This is a genomic window from Methylobacterium tardum (genome assembly GCF_023546765.1).
In the GTDB taxonomy this organism is placed as follows: domain Bacteria; phylum Pseudomonadota; class Alphaproteobacteria; order Rhizobiales; family Beijerinckiaceae; genus Methylobacterium; species Methylobacterium tardum.
The window spans coordinates 5,238,901-5,259,375 of record NZ_CP097484.1 but is presented as its reverse complement, the minus strand read 5'-3'; the positions used below and the strand labels follow the sequence as shown (position 1 = coordinate 5,259,375).

Annotated in this window: 15 protein-coding genes; 7 read left to right on the top strand and 8 right to left on the bottom strand. The window is 70.4% G+C overall.

Annotated elements, in window-relative coordinates:
• The first annotated feature begins 36 nt into the window (after positions 1-36).
• A complete protein-coding gene (dmeF, locus tag M6G65_RS25085; RefSeq protein ID WP_238195936.1) occupies positions 37-1,005 on the top strand; it encodes a CDF family Co(II)/Ni(II) efflux transporter DmeF in 969 nt (322 codons plus the stop codon).
• Positions 1,006-1,176: 171 nt separating this feature from the next.
• Here the strand turns inward: dmeF and M6G65_RS25080 are convergent, their stop codons facing one another.
• From M6G65_RS25080 to M6G65_RS25060, 5 genes are all read right to left on the bottom strand, one after another.
• Positions 1,177-2,727, bottom strand: coding sequence for an efflux transporter outer membrane subunit (locus M6G65_RS25080; protein ID WP_250104287.1), 1,551 nt, complete (start codon positions 2,725-2,727; stop codon positions 1,177-1,179).
• A gap of 191 nt (positions 2,728-2,918) precedes the next feature.
• Positions 2,919-6,383 carry an efflux RND transporter permease subunit gene (locus M6G65_RS25075; protein ID WP_250103027.1) on the bottom strand — a complete coding sequence of 1,155 codons (3,465 nt, stop codon included), beginning with the start codon at positions 6,381-6,383 and terminating at the stop codon, positions 2,919-2,921.
• The gene (locus M6G65_RS25070; protein WP_250103026.1) at positions 6,380-9,508 is read right to left on the bottom strand and encodes a multidrug efflux RND transporter permease subunit; all 3,129 of its coding nucleotides are present in this window, start codon (positions 9,506-9,508) and stop codon (positions 6,380-6,382) included. The genes M6G65_RS25075 and M6G65_RS25070 overlap by 4 nt, the downstream gene beginning before the upstream one ends.
• A gap of 273 nt (positions 9,509-9,781) precedes the next feature.
• Positions 9,782-11,176 (bottom strand): MdtA/MuxA family multidrug efflux RND transporter periplasmic adaptor subunit, encoded by a 1,395-nt coding sequence (locus M6G65_RS25065; protein WP_238195933.1) that lies wholly within the window; start codon positions 11,174-11,176, stop codon positions 9,782-9,784.
• Positions 11,177-11,473: 297 nt separating this feature from the next.
• Positions 11,474-11,644 carry a hypothetical protein gene (locus tag M6G65_RS25060; RefSeq protein WP_192710482.1) on the bottom strand — a complete coding sequence of 57 codons (171 nt, stop codon included), beginning with the start codon at positions 11,642-11,644 and terminating at the stop codon, positions 11,474-11,476.
• Between the two features lie 356 nt (positions 11,645-12,000).
• Here M6G65_RS25060 and M6G65_RS25055 point away from each other — a divergent pair, with 356 nt between their 5' ends.
• The 4 genes from M6G65_RS25055 (at position 12,001) to M6G65_RS25040 (ending at position 16,083) form a co-directional block, all read left to right on the top strand.
• The gene (locus M6G65_RS25055) at positions 12,001-13,155 is read left to right on the top strand and encodes an aminotransferase (protein WP_238196022.1); all 1,155 of its coding nucleotides are present in this window, start codon (positions 12,001-12,003) and stop codon (positions 13,153-13,155) included.
• Positions 13,156-13,245: 90 nt separating this feature from the next.
• Entirely contained in the window at positions 13,246-13,740 is a 495-nt protein-coding gene (locus M6G65_RS25050; protein ID WP_238195932.1) for a DUF4112 domain-containing protein, read from the top strand.
• A 142-nt stretch (positions 13,741-13,882) separates the two neighbouring features.
• Positions 13,883-15,094 (top strand): ABC transporter permease, encoded by a 1,212-nt coding sequence (locus tag M6G65_RS25045; RefSeq protein WP_238195931.1) that lies wholly within the window; start codon positions 13,883-13,885, stop codon positions 15,092-15,094.
• Positions 15,095-15,516: 422 nt separating this feature from the next.
• Positions 15,517-16,083, top strand: coding sequence for a Ros/MucR family transcriptional regulator (locus M6G65_RS25040; RefSeq protein ID WP_238196021.1), 567 nt, complete (start codon positions 15,517-15,519; stop codon positions 16,081-16,083).
• An 82-nt stretch (positions 16,084-16,165) separates the two neighbouring features.
• Here the strand turns inward: M6G65_RS25040 and M6G65_RS25035 are convergent, their stop codons facing one another.
• Positions 16,166-17,599 carry an FAD-linked oxidase C-terminal domain-containing protein gene (locus tag M6G65_RS25035; protein ID WP_238195930.1) on the bottom strand — a complete coding sequence of 478 codons (1,434 nt, stop codon included), beginning with the start codon at positions 17,597-17,599 and terminating at the stop codon, positions 16,166-16,168.
• Positions 17,600-17,807: 208 nt separating this feature from the next.
• Between M6G65_RS25035 and M6G65_RS25030 the strand changes: the two genes are divergently transcribed.
• The gene (locus M6G65_RS25030) at positions 17,808-18,833 is read left to right on the top strand and encodes a KpsF/GutQ family sugar-phosphate isomerase (protein WP_192710487.1); all 1,026 of its coding nucleotides are present in this window, start codon (positions 17,808-17,810) and stop codon (positions 18,831-18,833) included.
• Positions 18,834-18,872: 39 nt separating this feature from the next.
• Here the strand turns inward: M6G65_RS25030 and M6G65_RS25025 are convergent, their stop codons facing one another.
• Positions 18,873-18,974, bottom strand: a complete 102-nt coding sequence (locus tag M6G65_RS25025; protein WP_250103025.1) for an SHOCT domain-containing protein — start codon at positions 18,972-18,974, stop codon at positions 18,873-18,875.
• A gap of 86 nt (positions 18,975-19,060) precedes the next feature.
• On the opposite strand from M6G65_RS25025, the gene M6G65_RS25020 reads away from it, so the two are divergent.
• Positions 19,061-19,648 carry a hypothetical protein gene (locus M6G65_RS25020; protein WP_250103024.1) on the top strand — a complete coding sequence of 196 codons (588 nt, stop codon included), beginning with the start codon at positions 19,061-19,063 and terminating at the stop codon, positions 19,646-19,648.
• 177 nt (positions 19,649-19,825) lie between these two features.
• Here the strand turns inward: M6G65_RS25020 and M6G65_RS25015 are convergent, their stop codons facing one another.
• Complete coding sequence (locus M6G65_RS25015; protein WP_238195928.1) at positions 19,826-20,425, bottom strand: nitroreductase family protein; 600 nt, start codon at positions 20,423-20,425, stop codon at positions 19,826-19,828.
• Positions 20,426-20,475: the final 50 nt, after the last annotated feature.

The window sequence follows — 20,475 nt, the reverse complement described above, 5'->3', positions numbered from 1 at the left end:
CTATGCTGCGCCGAGTCTAGGATCAAGGAACCCCGCATGCATAGCCATTCCCTCGAACCCTGGACGCACGGCCACGTCTTCCTGGGCGACCGGCACGATCGCCACGCCCGCCGGACCTGGGCGGTCGTCACGCTCACGGCCGCCACCATGGTCGCCGAGATCCTCGGCGGCACGTGGTTCGGCTCCATGGCGCTGGTCGCCGACGGCTGGCACATGTCGACCCACGCGGCGGCGCTCGGCATCGCGGCGCTCGCCTACCATTTCGCCCGACGGCACGCGGACGATCCGCGCTTCAGCTTCGGCACCGGCAAGTTCGGGGATCTGGCGGCCTTCGCCAGCGCGATCATCCTCGGGCTCATCGCGCTGCTGATCGGAGCCGAGAGCCTGGACCGTCTGCTGCACCCGGTGGCGATCGGCTTCGGACCGGCGATCCCGATCGCCGTCCTGGGGCTCGCCGTGAACGTCGCCAGCGTCTGGCTGCTCCACGACGACCACGACGCCGGAGACGGCGGGCACGCCCACGGGGGACACTCGCACGGCGGGCACTCCCACGGGGGCCACGGCGGGCACGACACCAACTTCCGGGCCGCCTACATCCACGTGCTCGCCGACGCGCTCACCTCGGTCCTGGCCATCGCGGCCCTGCTCGGCGGGCGCTATCTCGGCCTCGCCTGGCTCGATCCGGCCATAGGGCTGGTCGGCACGGCGGTGATCCTGACGTGGTCATGGAGCCTCCTGCGCACGGCCGGCCTCGTGCTCCTCGACGCCCGGCCCTCGGCCGCGGCCACCCGGGAGATCCGGGAGCGGCTGGAGACCGGCGGCGACCGGATCAGCGACCTGCATCTCTGGCAGGTCGGTCCGGGCCACCGCGCCGCCGTGATCGCCCTCGTCAGCGACGATCCGCAGCCGCCCGCCCACTACAAGGCCCGGCTCGCCGGGGTGAGGGGTTTGAGCCACGTCACCGTGGAGGTCCAGCCCTGCCCGAGGCATGCGGCGGTGGCCTGAGAGGAGCACACTCCGCGTCGGCGACGTACGGCGGTCTTCCAACCCACCCCCTCATCCTGAGGTGCCGGAGCGCAGCGGAGGCCTCCTTCGAGGCCCGCTGGCGCAGGCGCCTCAGGATGAGGGCGGAGGGTGGAAAGGTCCGCGTCGAACAGGCACGGAGCCCGCTCGCCGCTACTCGTCCGGGCGGACCGCCTGACCGCCCCGGTCGATCGGCAGGCTCGGACCCTTCAGCTCGGAATCGCTCGGCAGGGCGCGCACGTCCCAGCCGCCACCGAGCGCCCGGATCAGCGTCACCGCCGCGGTGAAGCGGCTCAACCGCACCTGGAGGGCGTTGACCTCGTTGGTCACCAGCAGGTTCTGCGCGGTTACCACCGTGGTGAAGTTCTGGGTGCCGGCCCGGTACTCGTTGAGCGTGATCTCCACAGCCTTGCGCGACAGGTCCACGGCAGTGTCCTGCGCTCCCTGCTGCTGGCCGAGGATGCGCAAAGCCGCCATCTGGTTCTCGACCTCGGCGAAGGCCGACAATACCACCTGCCGGTAATTGGCCACCGCGGCGTCGTAGCCGGCCTCGGCCGAGCGCAGCGCCGCCGTGCGCGCGCCGCCGTCGAACAGCACCTCGCTGCCGGAGGCCGCCACCGACCAGACCTGATTGGCCGCCGAGAGCAGGCCGTTGCGGGTCGCCCCAGAAATCCCGCCCTGGGCCGAGATCGTCACGGTCGGGAAGAAGGCCGCCACCGCCACACCGATGCGCTCGCTCTGCGCCTGGACCAGCCGCTCGGCCTGGGCGACGTCCGGCCGCCGCTCCAGCAGGTCGCCCGGGATCCCGACCGGCACACCGGGGGGATTGCGCCCGATGCCGGCCACCGGGATCGACACCTCGGAAGGGGGCCGCCCGATCAGGGTGGCAATGGCGTTGACGTACTGCACCCGGGTCAGGCGCACCGCGATGGCCTGGGCCTGGATGGTCTGGACCTGGGTCTGGGCGGTGATCACGTCGGAGCGGGCCGCGACGCCGGCGGCGTACTGGTTCTCGGTGATCGTCAGGGTCTTCTTGAAGTTCTCGACGTTCTCGCCGAGGACCTTCTGCAGGGCGTCCGCGTAGCGCACCGTCAGGTAGTCGGCCGCGATCTCGGCCTGGATGGACAGGCGGGTCAGCGCGATCGTGGCGGCGTCGGATTGCGCCAGGGCCGCCTCGCTCTCGATATTGCGGCGGGTGCCGCCGAACAGGTCGAGCTCCCAGCTCGCCTGACCGATCAGCGCCACGTTGGTGCGCGTGGTGGTGCCGCTGCCGGTCCGGGTGATGCTCGGCGCGCCGATCACCGTCGGGTACAGGGCGGCCTGCGCGGAGGCGACGAGCGCCCGCGCCTGCCGGTAATTCGCCACCGCCTGCCGGAGGGACTGGTTGTCGACGTCGACGAGGCGGATCAGCCGGTCGAGCGTCGGATCCCGGAACACCCGCCACCAGTCGCCGCGCTCGACGGCGTCGCTGGGCCGGGCCTCGCGCCAGCCCTTCTTCCGCGCCGCGACGTAGGCCGGGCTGTCCTCCCGGACGCCGCCCTGCTTGTAGGCGAGCGGCGTCTCCACGGAGGGCCGGGCGTAGTCGGGGCCGACCACGCAGCCGGCGAGGAGCGGGGCGGCGAGGAGGAGGGATGCGAGGGTGCGGCGCCGACGATCGGCAGCGGCGGGTTGGTGGCCCGACGGTCCGACGGAAGCAGGCGTCATGCTCACCCGCGCCCTCGTCCCGAGGTGCCGGAGCGCAGCGGCGACCTCGAAGGAGGGCTCCAGCCAAGCGCGCGATCCCTGGAACCCTCCTTCGCGGCCCGCTGGCGCGGGCACCTCAGAATGAGGGCGTGGGCTGGACAGATGTTCACACCCGGCCGGAGCCGCCGCTGTTTCACGTGAAACCTTAACCATCATTCCCCGGCCGGCAGCGCCGCTTCTCCGCCCCGTCCGGCGCGCCTGCGGCGGTTGAGCACCCTGTGCCGGAGGCGATCGAGGGTGAGGTAGACGACGGGGGTGGTGTAGAGGGTCAGGATCTGGCTCACAATCAGGCCGCCGACGATGGCGATGCCGAGCGGACGGCGCAGCTCCGCGCCCTCGCCGTTGGCCAGAATCAGCGGCACGGCGCCGAGCATGGCCGCCAGCGTCGTCATCATGATCGGCCGGAAGCGCAGGAGACAGGCCTCCCGGATCGCGTCCACGGGATTCGCGCCCCGGGTCCGTTCGGCGTCGATCGCCACGTCGATCATCATGATCGCGTTCTTCTTCACGATGCCGATGAGCAGGAACACCGCGATCAGCGCGATGATGGTGAAGTCGGTGCCAGTCACCAGCAGGGCCAGCACCGCGCCGACGCCGGCCGAGGGGAGGGTGGAGAGGATCGTGAGCGGGTGCACGAAGCTCTCGTACAGGATGCCCAGCACCGCGTAGACCGCCAGGATCGCCGCCAGGATCAGCAGCGGCTGGCGCGATGCGGAGGCGACGTAGTTCTTGGCCGCGCCGGCATACTCGCCGTGGATCGTCGCCGGCAGGTGCAGGTTGGCCATCGCCTGATCGATGGCCGCGGTGGCGTCCGACAGGCTCTTGCCCGGCGCGAGGTTGAACGAGATCGTGGTCGCCACGAACAGGCCCTGGTGGCTGACCTGCACAGGCGCATTCCCCGGCTCGATCCGCGCGAAGGCCGAGAGCGGCACCATCGTCTCCTTGGCGGCCGAGACCGGGGCGCTCGACGAGGCGCCGCCCTTGCTCGCCGCGATCGCGTTGGAGGACGCGTTACGGGCCGAGTCGGAGGCGATCGCGGCGGCGTTCGACGCCGTATCGGCCGTGCTGGCCGAGGCCGCCGCGGCGGCCGCGCCCGTGCTGCCGGAGGCGCCGCCGACCGCGCCGGTGCCGGTGGCGGCGCCCCCGACACTCGTGGTCGCCGACGACGCGCTGCCTGGGCTGCTCGTGCCGGTCGCCGCGTTGGTGTTGACGCTGCCGCCCGCCGCGACGGTGCCGGCCACCGCGTTGGTGGTCGCCGAGCCGGCCGCATTGCCGCCCGAAGTCGAGACGTAGATCTGCTTGAGCGTCTCAGGCGTCTCCAAGTAGCGCGGCGCGATCTCCATCACGACGTGGTACTGGTTCAGCGGGTTGTAGATCGCCGAGACCTGGCGCTGGCCGAAGGCGTCGTAGAGCGTGTTGTCGATCTTGTTCGGGGTGATGCCGTAGCGGAACGCGGTCGCCCGGTCGATCACCACCCGGCTCTCCAGCCCGCCCTCCTGCTGGTCGGAGGTGACGTCCGCGAAGGTCGGGTCCTTCTGCAGGGCGGCGAGCAGCTTCGGGGCGGCGGCGAACAGCTCCTCGGCGGTGTCGCCCTGGAGGGTGTACTGATACTGGGCGAAGCTCTGGCGGCCGCCCATCTGCAGGTCCTGGCGGGGGAAGACGTAGAGCCGCGCGCCCGCGACCTGCGCCAGCTTGGGCCGTAGCCGCGCCATCACGGTGGAGATCGGCGCCCGCGCGTTGAGCGGCTTCAGCCCGACGAAGACGTTGGCCGAGTTGGTGCCCCGGCCGCCCGTGAAGCCGACGACGCTCTCGACCGCCGGATCGGCGCCGACGATCGCGGTCGCCTGCTTGAGCTTCTTCTCCATCGATTGGAACGAGATGCGCTGGTCGGCCTGGATGCCGCCCATCATCTGGCCGGTATCCTGCTCGGGGAAGAAGCCCTTCGGGACGATGATGTAGAGGTAGACGTTGAGCCCGACCGTGGCGAGCAGGCTCAGCAGGACGAGGCGCGGATGGGCGAGCGCCACCTCCAGCGTCCGCGCGTAGGCCCGGAGCAGCCCCGAGAAGCCGCCCTCCAGCATCCGGATCAGCCGGTTCGGCCGGCGCCCCGATGCGGGTGCCCCGTCCGGACCGTGCCCCTCGGCGCGCAGCAGCCGGGCGCACATCATCGGCGTCGTGGTGAGCGACAGGACCAGGGAGATCAGGATCGACAGCGACAGGGTGACGGAGAATTCCTGGAAGATGCGGCCGACGAGGCCGCCCATCAGCAGGATCGGCAGGAACACCGCGATGAGCGACAGGCTCATCGAGATCACCGTGAAGCCGACCTCCCGGGCGCCGATCAAGGCCGCCTGGAGCCGGGGCTTGCCCTCCTCGATGTGGCGCTGGACGTTCTCCAGCACCACGATGGCGTCGCCGACCACGAAGCCGGTGCCGATGATCAGCGCGGTGAGGGACAGGATGTTGAGCGAGTAGCCGAGCAGGTACATCGCCGAGAAGGTGCCGATGATCGAGATCGGCACCGCGACCGCCGGGATCAGCGTGGCGCGCCAGGAGCGCAGGAAGCCGAACACCACCAGGATCACGAGGCCGACCGCTACCAGCAGCGTCTCCTCGGTGGCCGAGAGCGAGGCGCGGATCGTGGCGCTGCGGTCGCCCGTGAGCTTGATGTCGATGCCGCCGGGCAGGGCCGCGGTGATCTGCGGCAGCGCCTCCTTCACGGCGTTGATGGTCTCGACCACGTTGGCGCCGGGCTGCTTGTAGACGAACAGCAGCACGCCCGGCTCGCCGTTGACGATGCCGAGGTTGCGCTTGTCCTCGACGCCGTCGAGCACTTGGCCGACATCGGTGAGCTTGACCGCGGCGCCGTTTCGGTAGGCCACGATGATGTCGCGGTAATCGGCGGCTTTGCGGCCCTGGTCGTTGGCGTAGAGCTGGTAGCGGCGGGGACCGACATCGATCTCGCCCTTGGGCGAGTTGGCGTTGGCCGAGGCCAGAGCCGCCCGGATGCCCTCGAGGCCGATGCCGTAGTTGAACAGGGCCGTGGGATCGAGCTCGACCCGCACCGCCGGCAGGGACGAGCCGCCGATATCGACGTTGCCGACGCCGGGCAGCTGCGACAGCTTCTGCTGCACCACCGTGGCGGCGGAATCGTAGACCTGGCCGCGGGTCAGCGTCTGCGAGGTCATGCCGAGGATGATGATCGGCGTGTCGGCGGGGTTGAACTTGCGGTAGGTCGGGTTCTGCCGGAGCGCCGCCGGAAGATCGGCGCGCGCCGCGTTGATGGCGGCCTGGACGTCGCGGGCCGCCCCGTCGATGTCGCGGTTGAGGCCGAACAGCAGCACGATCCGGGTGGAGCCCAGGGTGTTGGTCGACGTCATCTCGTTGACGTCCGCGATGGCGCCGAGCCGCCGCTCGAGGGGCGCCGCCACGGTGGCCGCCATGGTGTCGGGCGAGGCGCCGGCCATCTGCGCCTGGACGAGGATGACAGGGAAGTCGATCTGCGGCAGCGGCGCCACCGGCAGCTTCAGGAACGCGAACAGGCCGGCGAGAAGCACGCCGATCGTGAGCAGCGTGGTCGCGACCGGCCGCCGGATGAACGGCTCGGAGATGTTCACGGCAGCGCCTCGCCGGCCGTGAGATCCGGATCGCGCCGCCCGGAGATCCGCCGCTCCAGCCGGTCGAACGCCAGATAGATCACCGGCGTCGTGAACAGCGTCAGCACTTGGCTGACGATCAGGCCGCCCGCGATGCAGATGCCGAGCGGCTGGCGCAGCTCCGAGCCGACGCCGGTGCCGAGGATCAGCGGCACCGCCGCGAACAAGGCCGCCAGCGTCGTCATCAGGATCGGCCGGAAGCGCAGGAGGCAGGCCTGGAAGATCGCCTCCCGGGGCTCCAGCCCGTCCTCGCGCTCCGCCTGGAGCGCGAAGTCGATCATCATGATGGCGTTCTTCTTCACGATGCCGATCAAGAGCACGATGCCGATCACCGCGATGATGTCGAGCGACAGGCCGAACAGCATCAGGCCAAGCAGCGCCCCGATCCCCGCCGAAGGCAGGGTCGAGAGGATCGTGATCGGGTGGATGAAGCTCTCGTAGAGCACGCCCAGCACGATGTAGACCGTGACGATCGCGGCCAGCACCAGGAACAGCTCGTTGCCGAGCGCCGACTGGAAGGCGAAGACCGAGCCCTGCGGCACCACCCGGAACGAGGGCGGCAGGCCGATCTCGGCCTTGACCCGGTCGATCGCCTCGACGCCCTGTCCGAGGGCCGCGCCCGGCGCGAGGTTGAACGACACGGTGGTGGCCGGGAACTGGCCGAGATGGGAGATCAGCAGCGGCGCCCGCCGCTCGCTGATCCGCGCCACGGCCGACAGCGGCACCTGCCCGTTCGCCGCCGTGGACGAGGGCAGGTAGATCGCGTCGAGGCTGCGCAGGGTCGTGTGCAGCTTCGGATCGGCCTCCAGGATCACCCGGTACTGGTTCGACTGGGTGAAGATCGCCGAGATGATCCGCTGTCCGAAGGCGTCGTAGAGGGCGTTGTCGATCGTGGCCGGGGTGATGCCGTACCGGCCGGCGGTGGGCCGGTCGATGGTCACGTAGGCGGCCAGCCCCTGGCCCTGGTGGTCGCTCGCCACGTCGGTGACCACGGGCGACTTCGCCAGCGCCTCGGTGAAGCGCGGCACCCAGGTCTCGAAATCGCCGATGTTCGGGCTCTCGAGGATCACCTGGTACTGGGTCGCCGAGACCGCCGTGTCGATGGTCAGGTCCTGGACCGGCTGCATGTAGAGCCGCATGCCGGGCGCGTCCGCGGCCGCCGCCGAGATCCGCCGGATGATCGCGCTGGCGGACGCCGTGCGCTCCTCCCGGGGCTTCAGGTTGATCAGCATCCGGCCGGAATTGAGCGTGACGTTCTGGCCGTCGACGCCGATGAACGACGACAGGCTGGCGACGTCCGGATCCTTGAGGACGATCTCGGCCATGCGCTGCTGGCGCTCGGCCATGGCGGCGTAGGACACCGACTGGTCGGCCTGGGTAATGCCCTGGATCACGCCCGTGTCCTGCACCGGGAAGAAGCCCTTGGGGATCACCACGAACAGGTAGGCGGTGAGCGCCAGCGTGCCCAAGGCCACCAGCAGCGTCAGGCCCTGGTGGTCCAGCACCACCCGCAGGGAGCGGCCGTAGGATTCGATCGTGCCGTCGATGGCGCGCCGGCCGAGGCGGGCGATCGCGCCCTCCCGGCGGTGGCGGGTCTCGGCCTCCGGCACGTGCTTCAGGAGCCGCGCGCACAGCATCGGCACGAGGGTCAGCGAGACCACCGCCGAGATGATGATCGTGGCCGCCAGCGTGATGGCGAATTCGTGGAACAGGCGCCCGACCACGTCGCCCATGAACAGGAGCGGGATCAGCACGGCGATCAGCGAGACGGTCAGCGAGATGATGGTGAAGCCGATCTCGCGGGAGCCCTTCAGCGCCGCCTCAAGGGGCGAGTCGCCGGCCTCGACGTGGCGGGCGATGTTCTCGATCACCACGATGGCGTCGCCGACCACGAAGCCGGTGGCGATGGTCAGCGCCATCAGGGACAGGTTGTCGAGGGAGAAGCCGTAGAGATCCATTACCGACAGGGCGCCGACCAGCGACAGGGGCACCGACAGGCTCGGGATCAGGGTCGCCGACAGGCTGCGCAGGAACAGGAAGATCACCAGCACGACGAGGGCGATGGCGAGGCCGAGCTCGAACTGCACGTCCTCCACGGAGGCGCGGATCGTGGTGGTGCGGTCGGTGAGCGGCGCCACCGCCACAGCGGCCGGCAGGCTCGCCTGCATCTGCGGCAGCAGCGACTTGATCTTGTCGACCGTGGCGATGACGTTGGCGCCCGGCTGGCGCTGGATGTTGAGGATCACCGCCGGCGTCGCGTCGGCCCAGGCGCCGAGCTTGGTGTTCTCCGGCCCCTCGACCACGTCGGCGACCTCCGAGAGCATCACCGGGGCGCCGTTGCGGTAGGCGATGATCGCCGAATCGTAGGCCTTCGGGTCGCGGATCTGGTCGTTGGCGTTGATCGCGTAGGACTGCTTCGGCCCGTCGATCGTGCCTTTCGGCGTGTTGACGTTGAGGTTGGTGATGGTCGTGCGCAGGTCGCCGATATTCAGCCCGTAGGCGGCGAGCGCCCTTGCGTTGAACCGCACCCGCACGGACGGGCGCTGACCCCCTGAGATGCTCACGAGGCCGACGCCCGCCACCTGGCTGATCTTCTGGGCGAGCCGCGATTCCGCCAGATCCCGGACCTGGGTGAGCGGCAGGGTCTTGGAGGTCAGCGCCAGCGTCAGGACCGGCGCGTCGGCCGGGTTGACCTTGGCGTAGACCGGCGGCGCCGGCAGGTCGGAGGGCAGCAGGTTGCCGGCGGCGTTGATCGCCGCCTGGACCTGCTGCTCGGCGATGTCGAGGGACAGGTCCAGGCTGAATTGCAGGGTGATGACCGAGGCGCCCGCGGAGGATTGCGAGGTCATCTGGTTGAGGTTGGCGAGCTGCCCGAACTGCCGCTCCAGGGGCGCGGTCACCGAGGAGGTCATCACCTCGGGGCTGGCACCCGGATAGAAGGTCTGGACCTGGATCGTCGGGTAGTCGACCGCCGGCAGCGCCGAGACCGGCAGGTTCAGGTACGACACGCCGCCGACGATCAGGATCGCCAGCATCAGCAGCGTCGTGGCCACCGGGCGGAGGATGAACAGGCGGGACGGGTTCATGGGCGCGGCCCTTCCGCGCCGGAGAGCACGCGCTTCAGGGGAGCCTGAATCGAGGGACGCGGACGTCCCGTCCGCGCCCGCATCCTGAGGTGCCGGAGCGCGGCGGAGGCCTCGAAGGAGCCCTCCGGCCGGCCGCGCGATCCCCGGAGCCCGCCTTGGAGGCTGCTACGCAGCACCTCAGAATGAGGAGGAGATTGGGACTGACCTTCCGGAATCATTCCAGATCCGCGGAGGGGGAGGGGAGGCCGCTGGTCCCGCGCGCCGGGGCCGCCCTCACTGCGCCTGACGGCGCCGGTGCCGACGACCGCCCTCCGCCGCACCCTGGGTATCCGCCGCGGTCTCAGCCGGCGCACCCGGCTTCACATCCCCTTTGCCGTCGGGCTTGGCCTCGGCGGCCTTCCTGTCCCCTGCCGCCGCCTGCGCGCCCTCGGTGATCCGGACCGGGGCGCCGTCCTTCAGCCGGTCGGTGCCGTCCGTGACGACGCGGTCGCCCGGGTTCAGGCCGGAGGCCACCACGGTGTTGGTCCCGTCGGTCTCGCCGGTCTTGATTGGCCGGACCGTGACCTTGTTGTCCCCGTCCATCAGGTACACGTAGGTGCCGGGCGTGCCCTGGAGCAGGCTGGAATTCGGCACCAGCGTCGCGCCCCGCACCGTGTCGACGGTCAGCTTGGCGTTGACGAACTGGTTCGGGAACAGCTCCTCGTCGGAATTGTCGAACAGCGCGCGCAGCTTCACCGTGCCGGTGGTCGTATCGATCTGGTTGTCGACCGTGTCGAGCCGGCCGGTGGCGATCTCGTGCGCGTCGCCGCGATCGTAGGCCCGCACGGCAAGCTTGGCGCCGGCGCGCACCTGCCGCATCACCCGGGACACGTCGTCCTCCGGCAGGGTGAACACCACCGAGATCGGGTGCAGCTGGGTCACCACCACGATCGCCGTGGAGGCGGCCGAGATGTAGTTGCCCTGGTCGACCTGGCGCAGGCCGACCCGGCCGTCCACCGGCGACGTGATGTGCGTGTAGGCGATGTTGAGCCTCTGCTGGTCGACCAGCGCCTGGTCGGCCGCGACCGTGCCCTCGTTCTGCTTCACCAGGGCGGCCTGCGTGTCGACATTCTGCTTCGAGATGGAATCCTGCCGGTTCAGCGTCTGGTAGCGCTGGAGGTCGAGCTTCGAGTTCTGCAAGAGCGCCTGGTCGCGGGCGAGCTGGCCCTGGTACTGGGCGAGCAGCGCCTCGTAGGGCCGGGAATCGATCTGCGCGAGCTCGTCGCCCGCCTTGACGGTCTGGCCCTCGCGGAACTTCACCTGGGTGAGATAGCCGCTGATCTGCGACTTCACCGTCACGGTGGCGAGCGGCGTCACCGTGCCGAGGCCCTGGAGGATCACCGGCATGTCGCCGGTCGTGACCTGCGCGATGCCTACCGCCTGCGGCATGTCGGCGCCGCCGTGCCGGCCGCCGCGGCCGCCGGCCCGATGGGCGGTCGCGGGCTCGGCGCCCTTGTCGGTGCGGGCCTCGTACCAGCGATGGCCGATCGCCCCGGCGCCGGCGAGCAGCACCAGGATCACGAGCCAGCGGATCGGCCGGAACCGCCGCCGCCGGACGTCACGCGCGGGCGCCTCGCCGGGCTGGTAGGCGCGGGCGGTGTCGGTCCGGATCGGTGAACTCTCGTTCATGCCTGACTAGAGCACAGGACGATCGCCTGCGCGACCGATTGCACCCTATCCCTCACTGTCCAAACCCCCATGTCCGGTCTCCGCGGCGCCGCATGCTGCCGCGGCCCGAAGGCCCCGCCGAAGCCCACCTTCCCGTAGGGACGGCGGCGGCTCCGATCCCGCGGGCGGGAGCGTAAGCCCATAAAGCTGTCCGGGACCCGAACGGCTCCTTACCGCGGCGTCATGGCCACCGGGCGGCCTCGATCGTGCGGGTTCCTCGGTGCCCGCCCAATGCGCCGTCACTAGGGCGGCGAAGTTTCAGTCGTGTTGCTGGGGGCCGCCGGCCGGCGCCGCGTAGGCGCTGAGCACCGCGCGGAACGCCGCATCCACGGGCGTGACCGGCAGGGCGCGGCGCAGGCCGAATCCGGCGCCGCCGATCAGGAGGGCCAGAAGCAGGCAGCCGAGGAGCTCGCGCGCTGTCATCCGCATGTCGGATCCCGATGTCGGATCCCGGGCGCCGGTCCGGCGACCGGAACGGCCGGCCCGGGGCATGACGAAAGGGCCACCGACCCGCAAGTCGATGACCCTTCGTGAGGACCGGAGCGGCACCCCGCTGACGGGGCGAGGGGGCGAAGCCCCATCGGCGAGAGCGCCGCTCCGACCGTGCTCTCAACCTACGATACGAGTGATGAAAGTCAACATTCGTCAGCCGGTTGTTGGGCGTTGGACAGCGCGTCTGTGCGAGTGCGCACATTCCGCATCGCGCGGCGGCCATGGTACAGGCCGGCGATGCCGAGACCGATCATGCCGACACCTGCGACACCTTTGGCCCCGGGCCGCACCGCATGAATCCCGTTTTCGCGGCACTGCCCACGACGGTGTTCGAGACCATGTCGCGGCTCGCGCAGGTCCACGGCGCGATCAATCTAGGCCAGGGCTTTCCGGACGATCCCGGCCCCGAAGACGTGCGCGAACGGGGCGCGCGGGCGCTTCTGGACGGCTGGAACCAGTATCCGCCGATGATGGGTCTGCCGGCCCTGCGCGAGGCGGTCGCCGCCCATTACGCGCAGCATCAGGGACTGACGCTCGATCCCGAGACCGAGGTGATGGTGACCTCCGGCGCCACCGAGGCGCTCGCCGGCGCGCTGCTGGCCCTGATCAACCCCGGCGACGAGGTCGTGCTGTTCGCGCCCATGTACGACGCCTACCTGCCCCTGGTTCGGCGGGCCGGCGGCGTGCCGCGGATCGTCGCCCTGCAGCCGCCGGCCTTCCGCCTCGACGAGGCGGCCCTGGCGGACGCGTTCGGGGACCGCACCCGGGTCGTGGTGCTGAACAATCCGCTGAACCCGAGCGCCACTCTGTTCGCCCCGGAGGACCTCGCCCTGCTCGCCCGCTATTGCCAGCGCTTCGACGTCACGGCGCTCTGCGACGAGGTCTGGGAGCACGTGGTGTTCGACGGCGCCCGCCACCGGCCGCTGATGGCGCTGCCCGGGATGCGCGAGCGGACGGTCAAGATCGGCTCGGCCGGCAAGATCTTCTCGCTCACCGGCTGGAAGGTCGGCTTCGTGATGGCCGATGCCGGGCTGATGCGCGGGCTCGCCAAGGCGCACCAGTTCCTCACCTTCACGACGCCGCCGAACCTCCAGGAGGCGGTGGCCTACGGCCTGCGGAAGCCGGCCCCATGGTTCGAGACGATGCGGTCGGGCTACGCCGCCTCCCGTGACCGGCTGGCCGGCGGCCTGCGCGACCTCGGCTTCCGGGTGCTGCCGGCCGAGGCCACGTGGTTCCTCAACATCGACATCGCCGAGCTCGGCTACGCGGACGACACGGCCTTCTGCGAGGCCCTCGTCACCCGCCACGGCGTGGCGGCGATTCCGGTCAGCGCCTTCTACCCGGACGCCGCCGTGCGCAGCCTCGTGCGCCTGTGCTTCGCCAAGGCCGACGCGACCCTGGACGCGGCCCTCGACCGGATGAGCGGCCTTCCCGGGAGGGCGGCGTGACGGGGACGGTCCTGGCGGCCGCCGTCCTTGCGGGGATCCGGTGCGGGGGCCACATCGTTGGGCAGGATGGCTTCCCGACGGACCCCGACCATGGATTTCACCCAGGCTCCCCGGGCCGGGCACTTCACCCGGACCGAGACCTTTCCCGGCGGCGCGGCGCCCTCCGGCGGCCGGCCGCCCTTCCTGTCGGCAGATCTCGGCCGCGAGGCGAGCCTCGCCCGGCTGGAGACGCTGGCCCACCTGATGGACACGGCCTTCGTGATCCCGGGCATCAACCGGCGGGTCGGGTTCGACGCGCTGATCGGCCTCGTGCCGGTGATCGGCGACGTGGCCGGCATGGTGATCTCATCCTTCATCGTCTACGAGGCCAAGCGCCTCGGGGCACCGCGCTGGCTGGTGGCCCGGATGGGGCTGAATGTCGCGTTCGACGGGCTGATCGGCGCGGTGCCCGTAGCGGGCGACCTGTTCGACGCCGCCTTCAAGGCCAACCGCCGCAACGTCCGGCTGCTGCGCCGCTGGATGGAGCGCAGCGGCGGCCTGCGCCCGAGCGAGATCGAGGGCACCGCGACGCGGATCGACGGCTGAGGGGCCGCGATCCGTCGCCCTGGTCGGACGATCGATCCCACACATCTCCGATGAGTCAGGAGAACGCGCTGTTCGACGCCTCTCCCTTCGCCCGCGAAGGGAGGAGGAGAATGCGACGTGACGGCTCTCGGAGGTCCCAGCGATGAACGAAGTCGCCCGTCCCGGCGAGAGCGAGGTCGTGCCGGCGCCGATGCCCGGCGCACAGCCGATCGTCCTGCGTCCGGATGAGGGCGCGCCGCCGCCACCTGCTCCGGTGGGACGCCGTGGCCTGTCGCCGCTTAACCGGCGCCGGCTCGACAATTTCCGCCGCAACCGACTCGGCTACGGGTCGTTCCTGATCTTCGCCGGGCTGTTCATCCTCAGCCTGTTCGCCGAATTCATCGCCAACGACCGGCCGATCCTGCTGTCCTACAAGGGCGAGTGGCTGGTCCCGGTGCTGGTCGACTATCCGGAGGAGAAATTCGGCGGCTTCCTCGCGCAGACCGATTACCGCTCCCCCGAGATCCGCAAGGAGATCGCCGAGAACGGCTGGGCGCTGTGGCCGCCGATCCGGTTCTCGTACGACACGATCAACGAGGACCTGCCGACGCCCTCGCCGTCGCCGCCGACCTGGATGCTCTCGGACGCGCAGTGCCGGCCCGTGGCCGAGAAGCTCGGCGGCACGAGCTGCGCGGACATCCCCTGGCACTGGCTCGGCACCGACAACACCACCCGGGACGTGCTGGCGCGGGTGATCTACGGGTTCCGCATCTCGGTACTGTTCGGCCTGATCCTGGCGGCGATCTCCTCGGCGATCGGCGTGGTGGCCGGCGCCGTCCAGGGCTATTTCGGCGGCTGGGTCGATCTCGCCTTCCAGCGCTTCATCGAGGTCTGGGGCGGCATCCCCACGCTCTACCTGATCATCATCATCTCGGCCTTCATCGCCCCGGGCTTCTTCGTGCTGCTCGGGATCATGCTGCTGTTCTCCTGGGTGTCCTTGGTGAGCGTCGTGCGCGCCGAGTTCCTGCGCGCCCGGAACTTCGAATACGTCCGGGCCGCCCGGGCGCTGGGCCTGTCGAATATTCGGATCATGGCCGTCCACCTGCTGCCGAACGCCATGGTGGCGACCCTGACCTTCCTGCCGTTCATCCTGAACGGCTCGATCACCACGCTGACCTCCCTGGACTTCCTCGGCTTCGGCCTGCCGCCGGGCTCGCCCTCGCTCGGCGAACTCCTCGCGCAAGGCAAGGACAACCTGACGGCTCCGTGGCTCGGGCTGACGGGATTTCTGGTCATCGCCGTGATGCTGAGCCTGCTCGTCTTCGCCGGCGAGGCGGTGCGCGACGCGTTCGACCCGCGCAAGACCTTCGTCTGACGGACATCTGAGGTTTTCCGGGCGGCGCCTGCCGCCCGGGACCGGACGAAACGACGCGGGGTCCGGTGCTCCTCGCGAAATCTTACGCGACGACTGCGCAGATCCTTCGCGAGACCGTTGAGCGATGATGCAGGACCCGCGAAAACACCCGCTGTTCTCGGGTGTAAAGGTCTCTCCCGTCAACGAAAACCCGCTTGCCGAACCGGCGCAGCATTCGCGCTTTTGGACGCGGTAATGCGATCCGGAAGAGCGCTCCAAGTGCCGCGAATGCAACCTTACCCTGTATACATGGTGGGTCGATGCATCCTTAGACTTTTGGTTGGTCACAGAGAATGAAAGCGATCAGCTTGCTTTTTCGCGCCCGTGTCTTAACTCGCGAAAAGAGGGGATCTCATCAGGCTTTGAAGCCAAGGAAAGAGAGAATGTCTGAAGCTGCGCCGACATACCAACTGGATTTCATCGAACGGACCGTGGACGTCGTCGCGGCCTACGTCTCCAACAACTCGCTTCCCTCGGCCGAATTGCCGGCGCTGATCGCCAGCATCCATGACGCGCTGAATTCGATCGGCTCGGGTCCGTCGGCTCCGGCTGCCGAGACTATCGAGCGGCCGACACCGGCCCAGATCCGCAAGTCGATCCGCCCCGACGGCCTGATCAGCTTCATCGACGGCAAGTCGTACAAGACGCTGAAGCGCCACCTGACCAAGCATGGTCTGGATCCGCAGGGGTACCGCGAGCGCTACGGCCTGCCGTCCGACTACCCGACCACCTCGGCGAATTACTCGGCGCAGCGCTCGGCGCTGGCCAAGAGCCTGGGCCTCGGCCAGCCCGGCCGCGCGCAGACGATCGAAGACGAACCCGCGCCCGCGGAGGAGCCGGCCGCTTCCGGCCGCGCGCAGAGCCGTCGCAAGGGCACGGCCGCCGCGGGCAAGGACACGGCCGCAGCGGGCAAGAGCCGCGGCGCCGGCCGCAAGGTCGAGGCTGCCTGACCGGATCGGGTCGGACCGCCGGGAAACGGGCTCTCGACCGGAGAAGGTCGGGAGCCTGCCCGATTGAGGAACGCGGCCGCGGTCAGGCCGCGAGCCGCCCGTCCAGCGGGAACACCTTGGCGGGGTTCAGCATCCAGTCCGGATCGAACACCGCCTTGACCCGCATCTGCTGCTCCAGATCGACCTGATCGTACTGGAAGCGCATCAGCTCGCGCTTCTCGATGCCGACACCGTGCTCGCCGGTCAGGCAACCGCCGACCTCGACGCAGAGCTTCAGGATCTCGTCGCCCGCCGCCTCGGCCTTCTGCAACTCGCCGGGCCGGTTGATGTCGAACAGGATCAGCGGGTGCAGGTTGCCGTCGCCGGCGTGGAACACGTTGGCGACCCGCAGGCCCTTCTCGGCGCAGATCGCCCCGATCCGCTCCAGCACCGGCCCGAGCTGGCCGGTGGGGATCGTGCCGTCCATGCAGATGTAGTCGGAGATCCGGCCGGTGGCCCCGAAGGCCGACTTGCGGCCCTTCCAGATCGCGGCCGATTCCGCCTCCGAGCGCGAGACGCGCACGCTGGTCGGGCGGAAGTCCTTGGCGATCGTCTCGATCCGCGCCAGCATCGCGTCGCACTCGGTGTCCGAGCCCTCGACCTCGATGATCAGCATCGCCTCGGCGTCGCGGGGATAGCCGGCCTGGGCGAAATCCTCGGTGATCAGGATCGCCTCGCGGTCCATGTACTCGATCGCCACCGGGATGATGCCGGCCGCGATGATCGCCGCGACGCAATCGCCCGCATCCTCGACCCTCGAGAAGCCGACCAGCACCGGCCGCGCCCCTTCCGCCGCGCGCAGGATCCGCACGGTCGCCTCGGTGACGATGCCGAGCTGCCCCTCCGAGCCGCAGACGAGGCCGAGCAGGTCGTAGCCGCCGCTGTCGAGGTGCTGGCCGCCGATCTCCACCACGGTGCCGTCGTTGAGCACGAGGGTGACGCCGAGCAGGTTGTTGGTGGTCACGCCGTATTTGAGGCAGTGCGCGCCGCCGGAATTCATCGCGATGTTGCCGGCGATCGTGCAGGCGAGCTGGCTCGACGGGTCTGGAGCGTAGAAGAAGCCCTCGTGACTGACCGCCCCGGAGATCGCCAGGTTGGTGATGCCGCTCTGCACCCGGGCGGTGCGGTTGGCGAAGTCAATGTCGAGGACCCTGGTCATCTTGCCGACGCCGAGGATGATCGCGTCGGCCTGCGCGATGGCGCCGCCCGCCAAGGATGTCCCGGCGCCGCGCGGCACGACCCGCACGCCGTTCGCGTGGCAATAGGCCATCACGGCGGCGACCTCCGCGGTGGTCGAGGGCAGGACCACGGCGAGCGGCATCTGCCGGTACGCGGTCAGCCCGTCGGTCTCGAAGGCCCGGCGCTCGTCCTCGCTGACCACCAGCGCCTCGGGCGCGACCAGGGGCGCGAGCCCGGCCAGGATCGCCTCGCGGCGGGCGAGGATCGCGGGATCGGGATCGGGGAAGCGGATGGTCATGGGGCTTGTGCCCTCCTGGGGCCCGCGGCGCGGGATGGCGTACGGGCAGCATGGACCTCGGTGGGCGGCCCTTCAACCGGTGTGCGGCGCTGCGTCGTCCCCGCGTCACATTTCAACCACGACGGCTGCCTAGCGTCGCCGCATACGCTTCGCATCGCCGGCCGCCTTGGGCCCGGGGACCCGGCCGGACGGGCCGAGAACGGACACGATGAACGCTCCCGCCTCCAGCGCCCTGCGCGACGACCGCTACGACGCCCCGTCCGCGCATCTCGCCACCACCCGCGACCTCGGGATCCGCAGCCTCCAGCTCGGCATCGCGGCCCTGCAGGAGGCGAGCGCGGCCTTCCAGGGCCGGCTCGGCGCGGCCTTCGAGGAGGCGGTCCAGACGATTCTGCAGAGCAAGGGCCGCGTCATCGTCAGCGGCATCGGCAAGAGCGGCCATGTCGGCCGCAAGATCGCCGCGACGCTGGCCTCTACCGGCACCCACGCCTTCTTCGTCCATCCGACCGAGGCAAGCCACGGCGATCTCGGGATGATCGCCCGGGACGACGTGATCATCGCGCTGTCGTGGTCGGGCGAGACCGCGGAACTGTCCGACCTCGTCGGCTTCAGCCGCCGGTTCTCGATCCCGCTGGTCGCCATCACCCGCAACGGCGAGAGCACCCTGGGCAAGGCCGCCGACGTGCTGCTGGAGCTGCCCCGCGTGCGGGAATCCTGCCCGCACGACCTCGCGCCGACCTCCTCCAGCCTGATCCAGCTGGCGCTGGGCGACGCCCTGGCGGTGGCGCTCCTGGAGCGGCGCGGCTTCACCTCGGCGCGCTTCCACACCCTGCATCCCGGCGGGACGCTGGCGGCCCGCCTCAGGACCGTGCAGCAGGTGATGCACGGCCCCCAGGACATGCCGCTGGTCCACGAGACCGCGCTGATGTCCGAGGTGCTGATCGAGATCGCGGCGCGGCGCTACGGCTGCGTCGGCGTCACCGACGGGGCCGGGCGCCTCGTCGGCATCGTGACGGACGGCGACCTGCGCCGCCACATGGGCCCGGCGATCCTCGACACGCCGGTCTCGGCGGTCATGACCCGCGATCCGATTACCGTCGAGCCGCACAAGCTCGCCCAGGCGGCCCTGGAATTGATGAACCGCCGGCTGATCACGGCGGTGTTCGCGGTCACCGACGGGCGGCCGGTCGGCATCGTCCACGTCCACGACCTGCTGCGCGACGGCATCGCCTGAGGCGGCTCGCGACCGGCAGGTCCGCCGAGCCGGCGCCGCTCACAGCCGCGCCAGCAGCTCTGCCTTCTTGGTCGAGAATTCCTGATCGGTGAGCACGCCGCGCGCGTGCAGCTCCGCCAACCGGTCGATGGTCGTGAGCACGTCGTCCGGCGGCGAGGCAGCCGGCGCGCCGGCTGCCTGGATCCCGGACGGCTCCGCCGGGTGCCGGTCCGCTTGGCGAGCCCCTTTTGGCCCGGATCCCCCTGGCGCGGGGCGGCGACCGCCGCCTCGATCCGGCGGAGGCGATCGAGCGCGACGGCGCCGGCCGGCCCGGTGAACCCGAGGCTGCCATTCGCCTGCGAGACGCCCGTGATGCGGTGCTCGCCGGTATCGTAGAGGGCGACGCCCGAGCCCGATTCGACCGCGAGCCGCCGGTGCTCCGGGAAATAGGCGTAGCGCATCCCATTCTGCGAGCCGGTGCTCGCCGGAGCGCCGAGGCCCGCCGGCCACCATTCGCCGCCGCCGCGCCGCGCCGTGGGTCCCGCCTCCGAGAAGCCGCCCGCCGGCAGCGCGCCGGCCAGCTCGGTGCAGAGCGCCCCGACCCGCGCCTTCAGGGCGTCGTCGAACATCCGGCCGACCATGACCATGCCGCCGGCGAACCACTGGCCCATCCCACCGAGATCGGGATGGTCGAACTGCGCCATCGTGCCGTGGCCGCGCTCCAGCGCCCGCACCAGATGGCGCACGGCATCGAGGCTGACGCCGTGGCGCTCGGCCACGCTGCGCAGCCCCGACGCGTGGTCGGGCTGCCCGTCACCGGAGAAATCGTCGGGTGAGGCGCTGTCGGACGGATCCATGAGCCAGCTCCCGATGCGTCGCAGGGCGGACAGGATCGGTACGGGACCGGCGATCCGCTGCCCCGCCGCCGCAGTCTGCGGCGGTGGCGGCCAAGCCCGTGACGGGCTTGCGATGCGGGCACAATCCCTGGTCTCGGCCACCGGTTCCAGCCCGCCTCAGCCCGCTTGCTGCGGGAACGGGCCCGCGAGGGTGAAGTCGGTGATCGGCCGACGGCCGTTCGGCGTCTCGCGGGGCCGCTGCTCCTCGGTGAGCTCCGCCTCGGGCGTCTTGCGGCCGACCGCGAAGGCGGCCTCGATCCGGTGGTTCTCGGGCAGGCGCAGCACCTCGGGGGCGCGGACATGGTCGAAGCCGACCATGCCGTGGGCGTGCCAGCCCTGGTGGATCGCCTGGAGCTGGAAGGCCAGCGAGGCGGTGCCGGCGTCGAAGGAATGGCTGTAGGACGGCTTCAGCTCGTCGCCGACCTTCATGAGCCCGTTCGAGACCAGGAACAGGATCGCGCCGGTGCCCGAGACCCATTTCTGATTGCCCGGCACCAGCAGGCCCAGGAACGTCTCCCAATGGGCATCGTCCCGGAGCGCGTAGAGGAAGCGCCAGGGCTGCGAGTTGTAGGCGGAGGGCGACCAGCGCGCCGCCTCGATCATCCGCATCAGCTCGGATTCGGGCACGGCCTCGCCCGTGAAGGCGCGGGGCGAGTGCCGCTTCACGAAGACCGGATCGATGTCGTGGTCGGCGCGGCGGGGCGGGGGCAGGCTCAAGGGATTCGTCTCCGGAGGCGCGCGTGCGGCCAAGCTTGCCTGAAACGCCC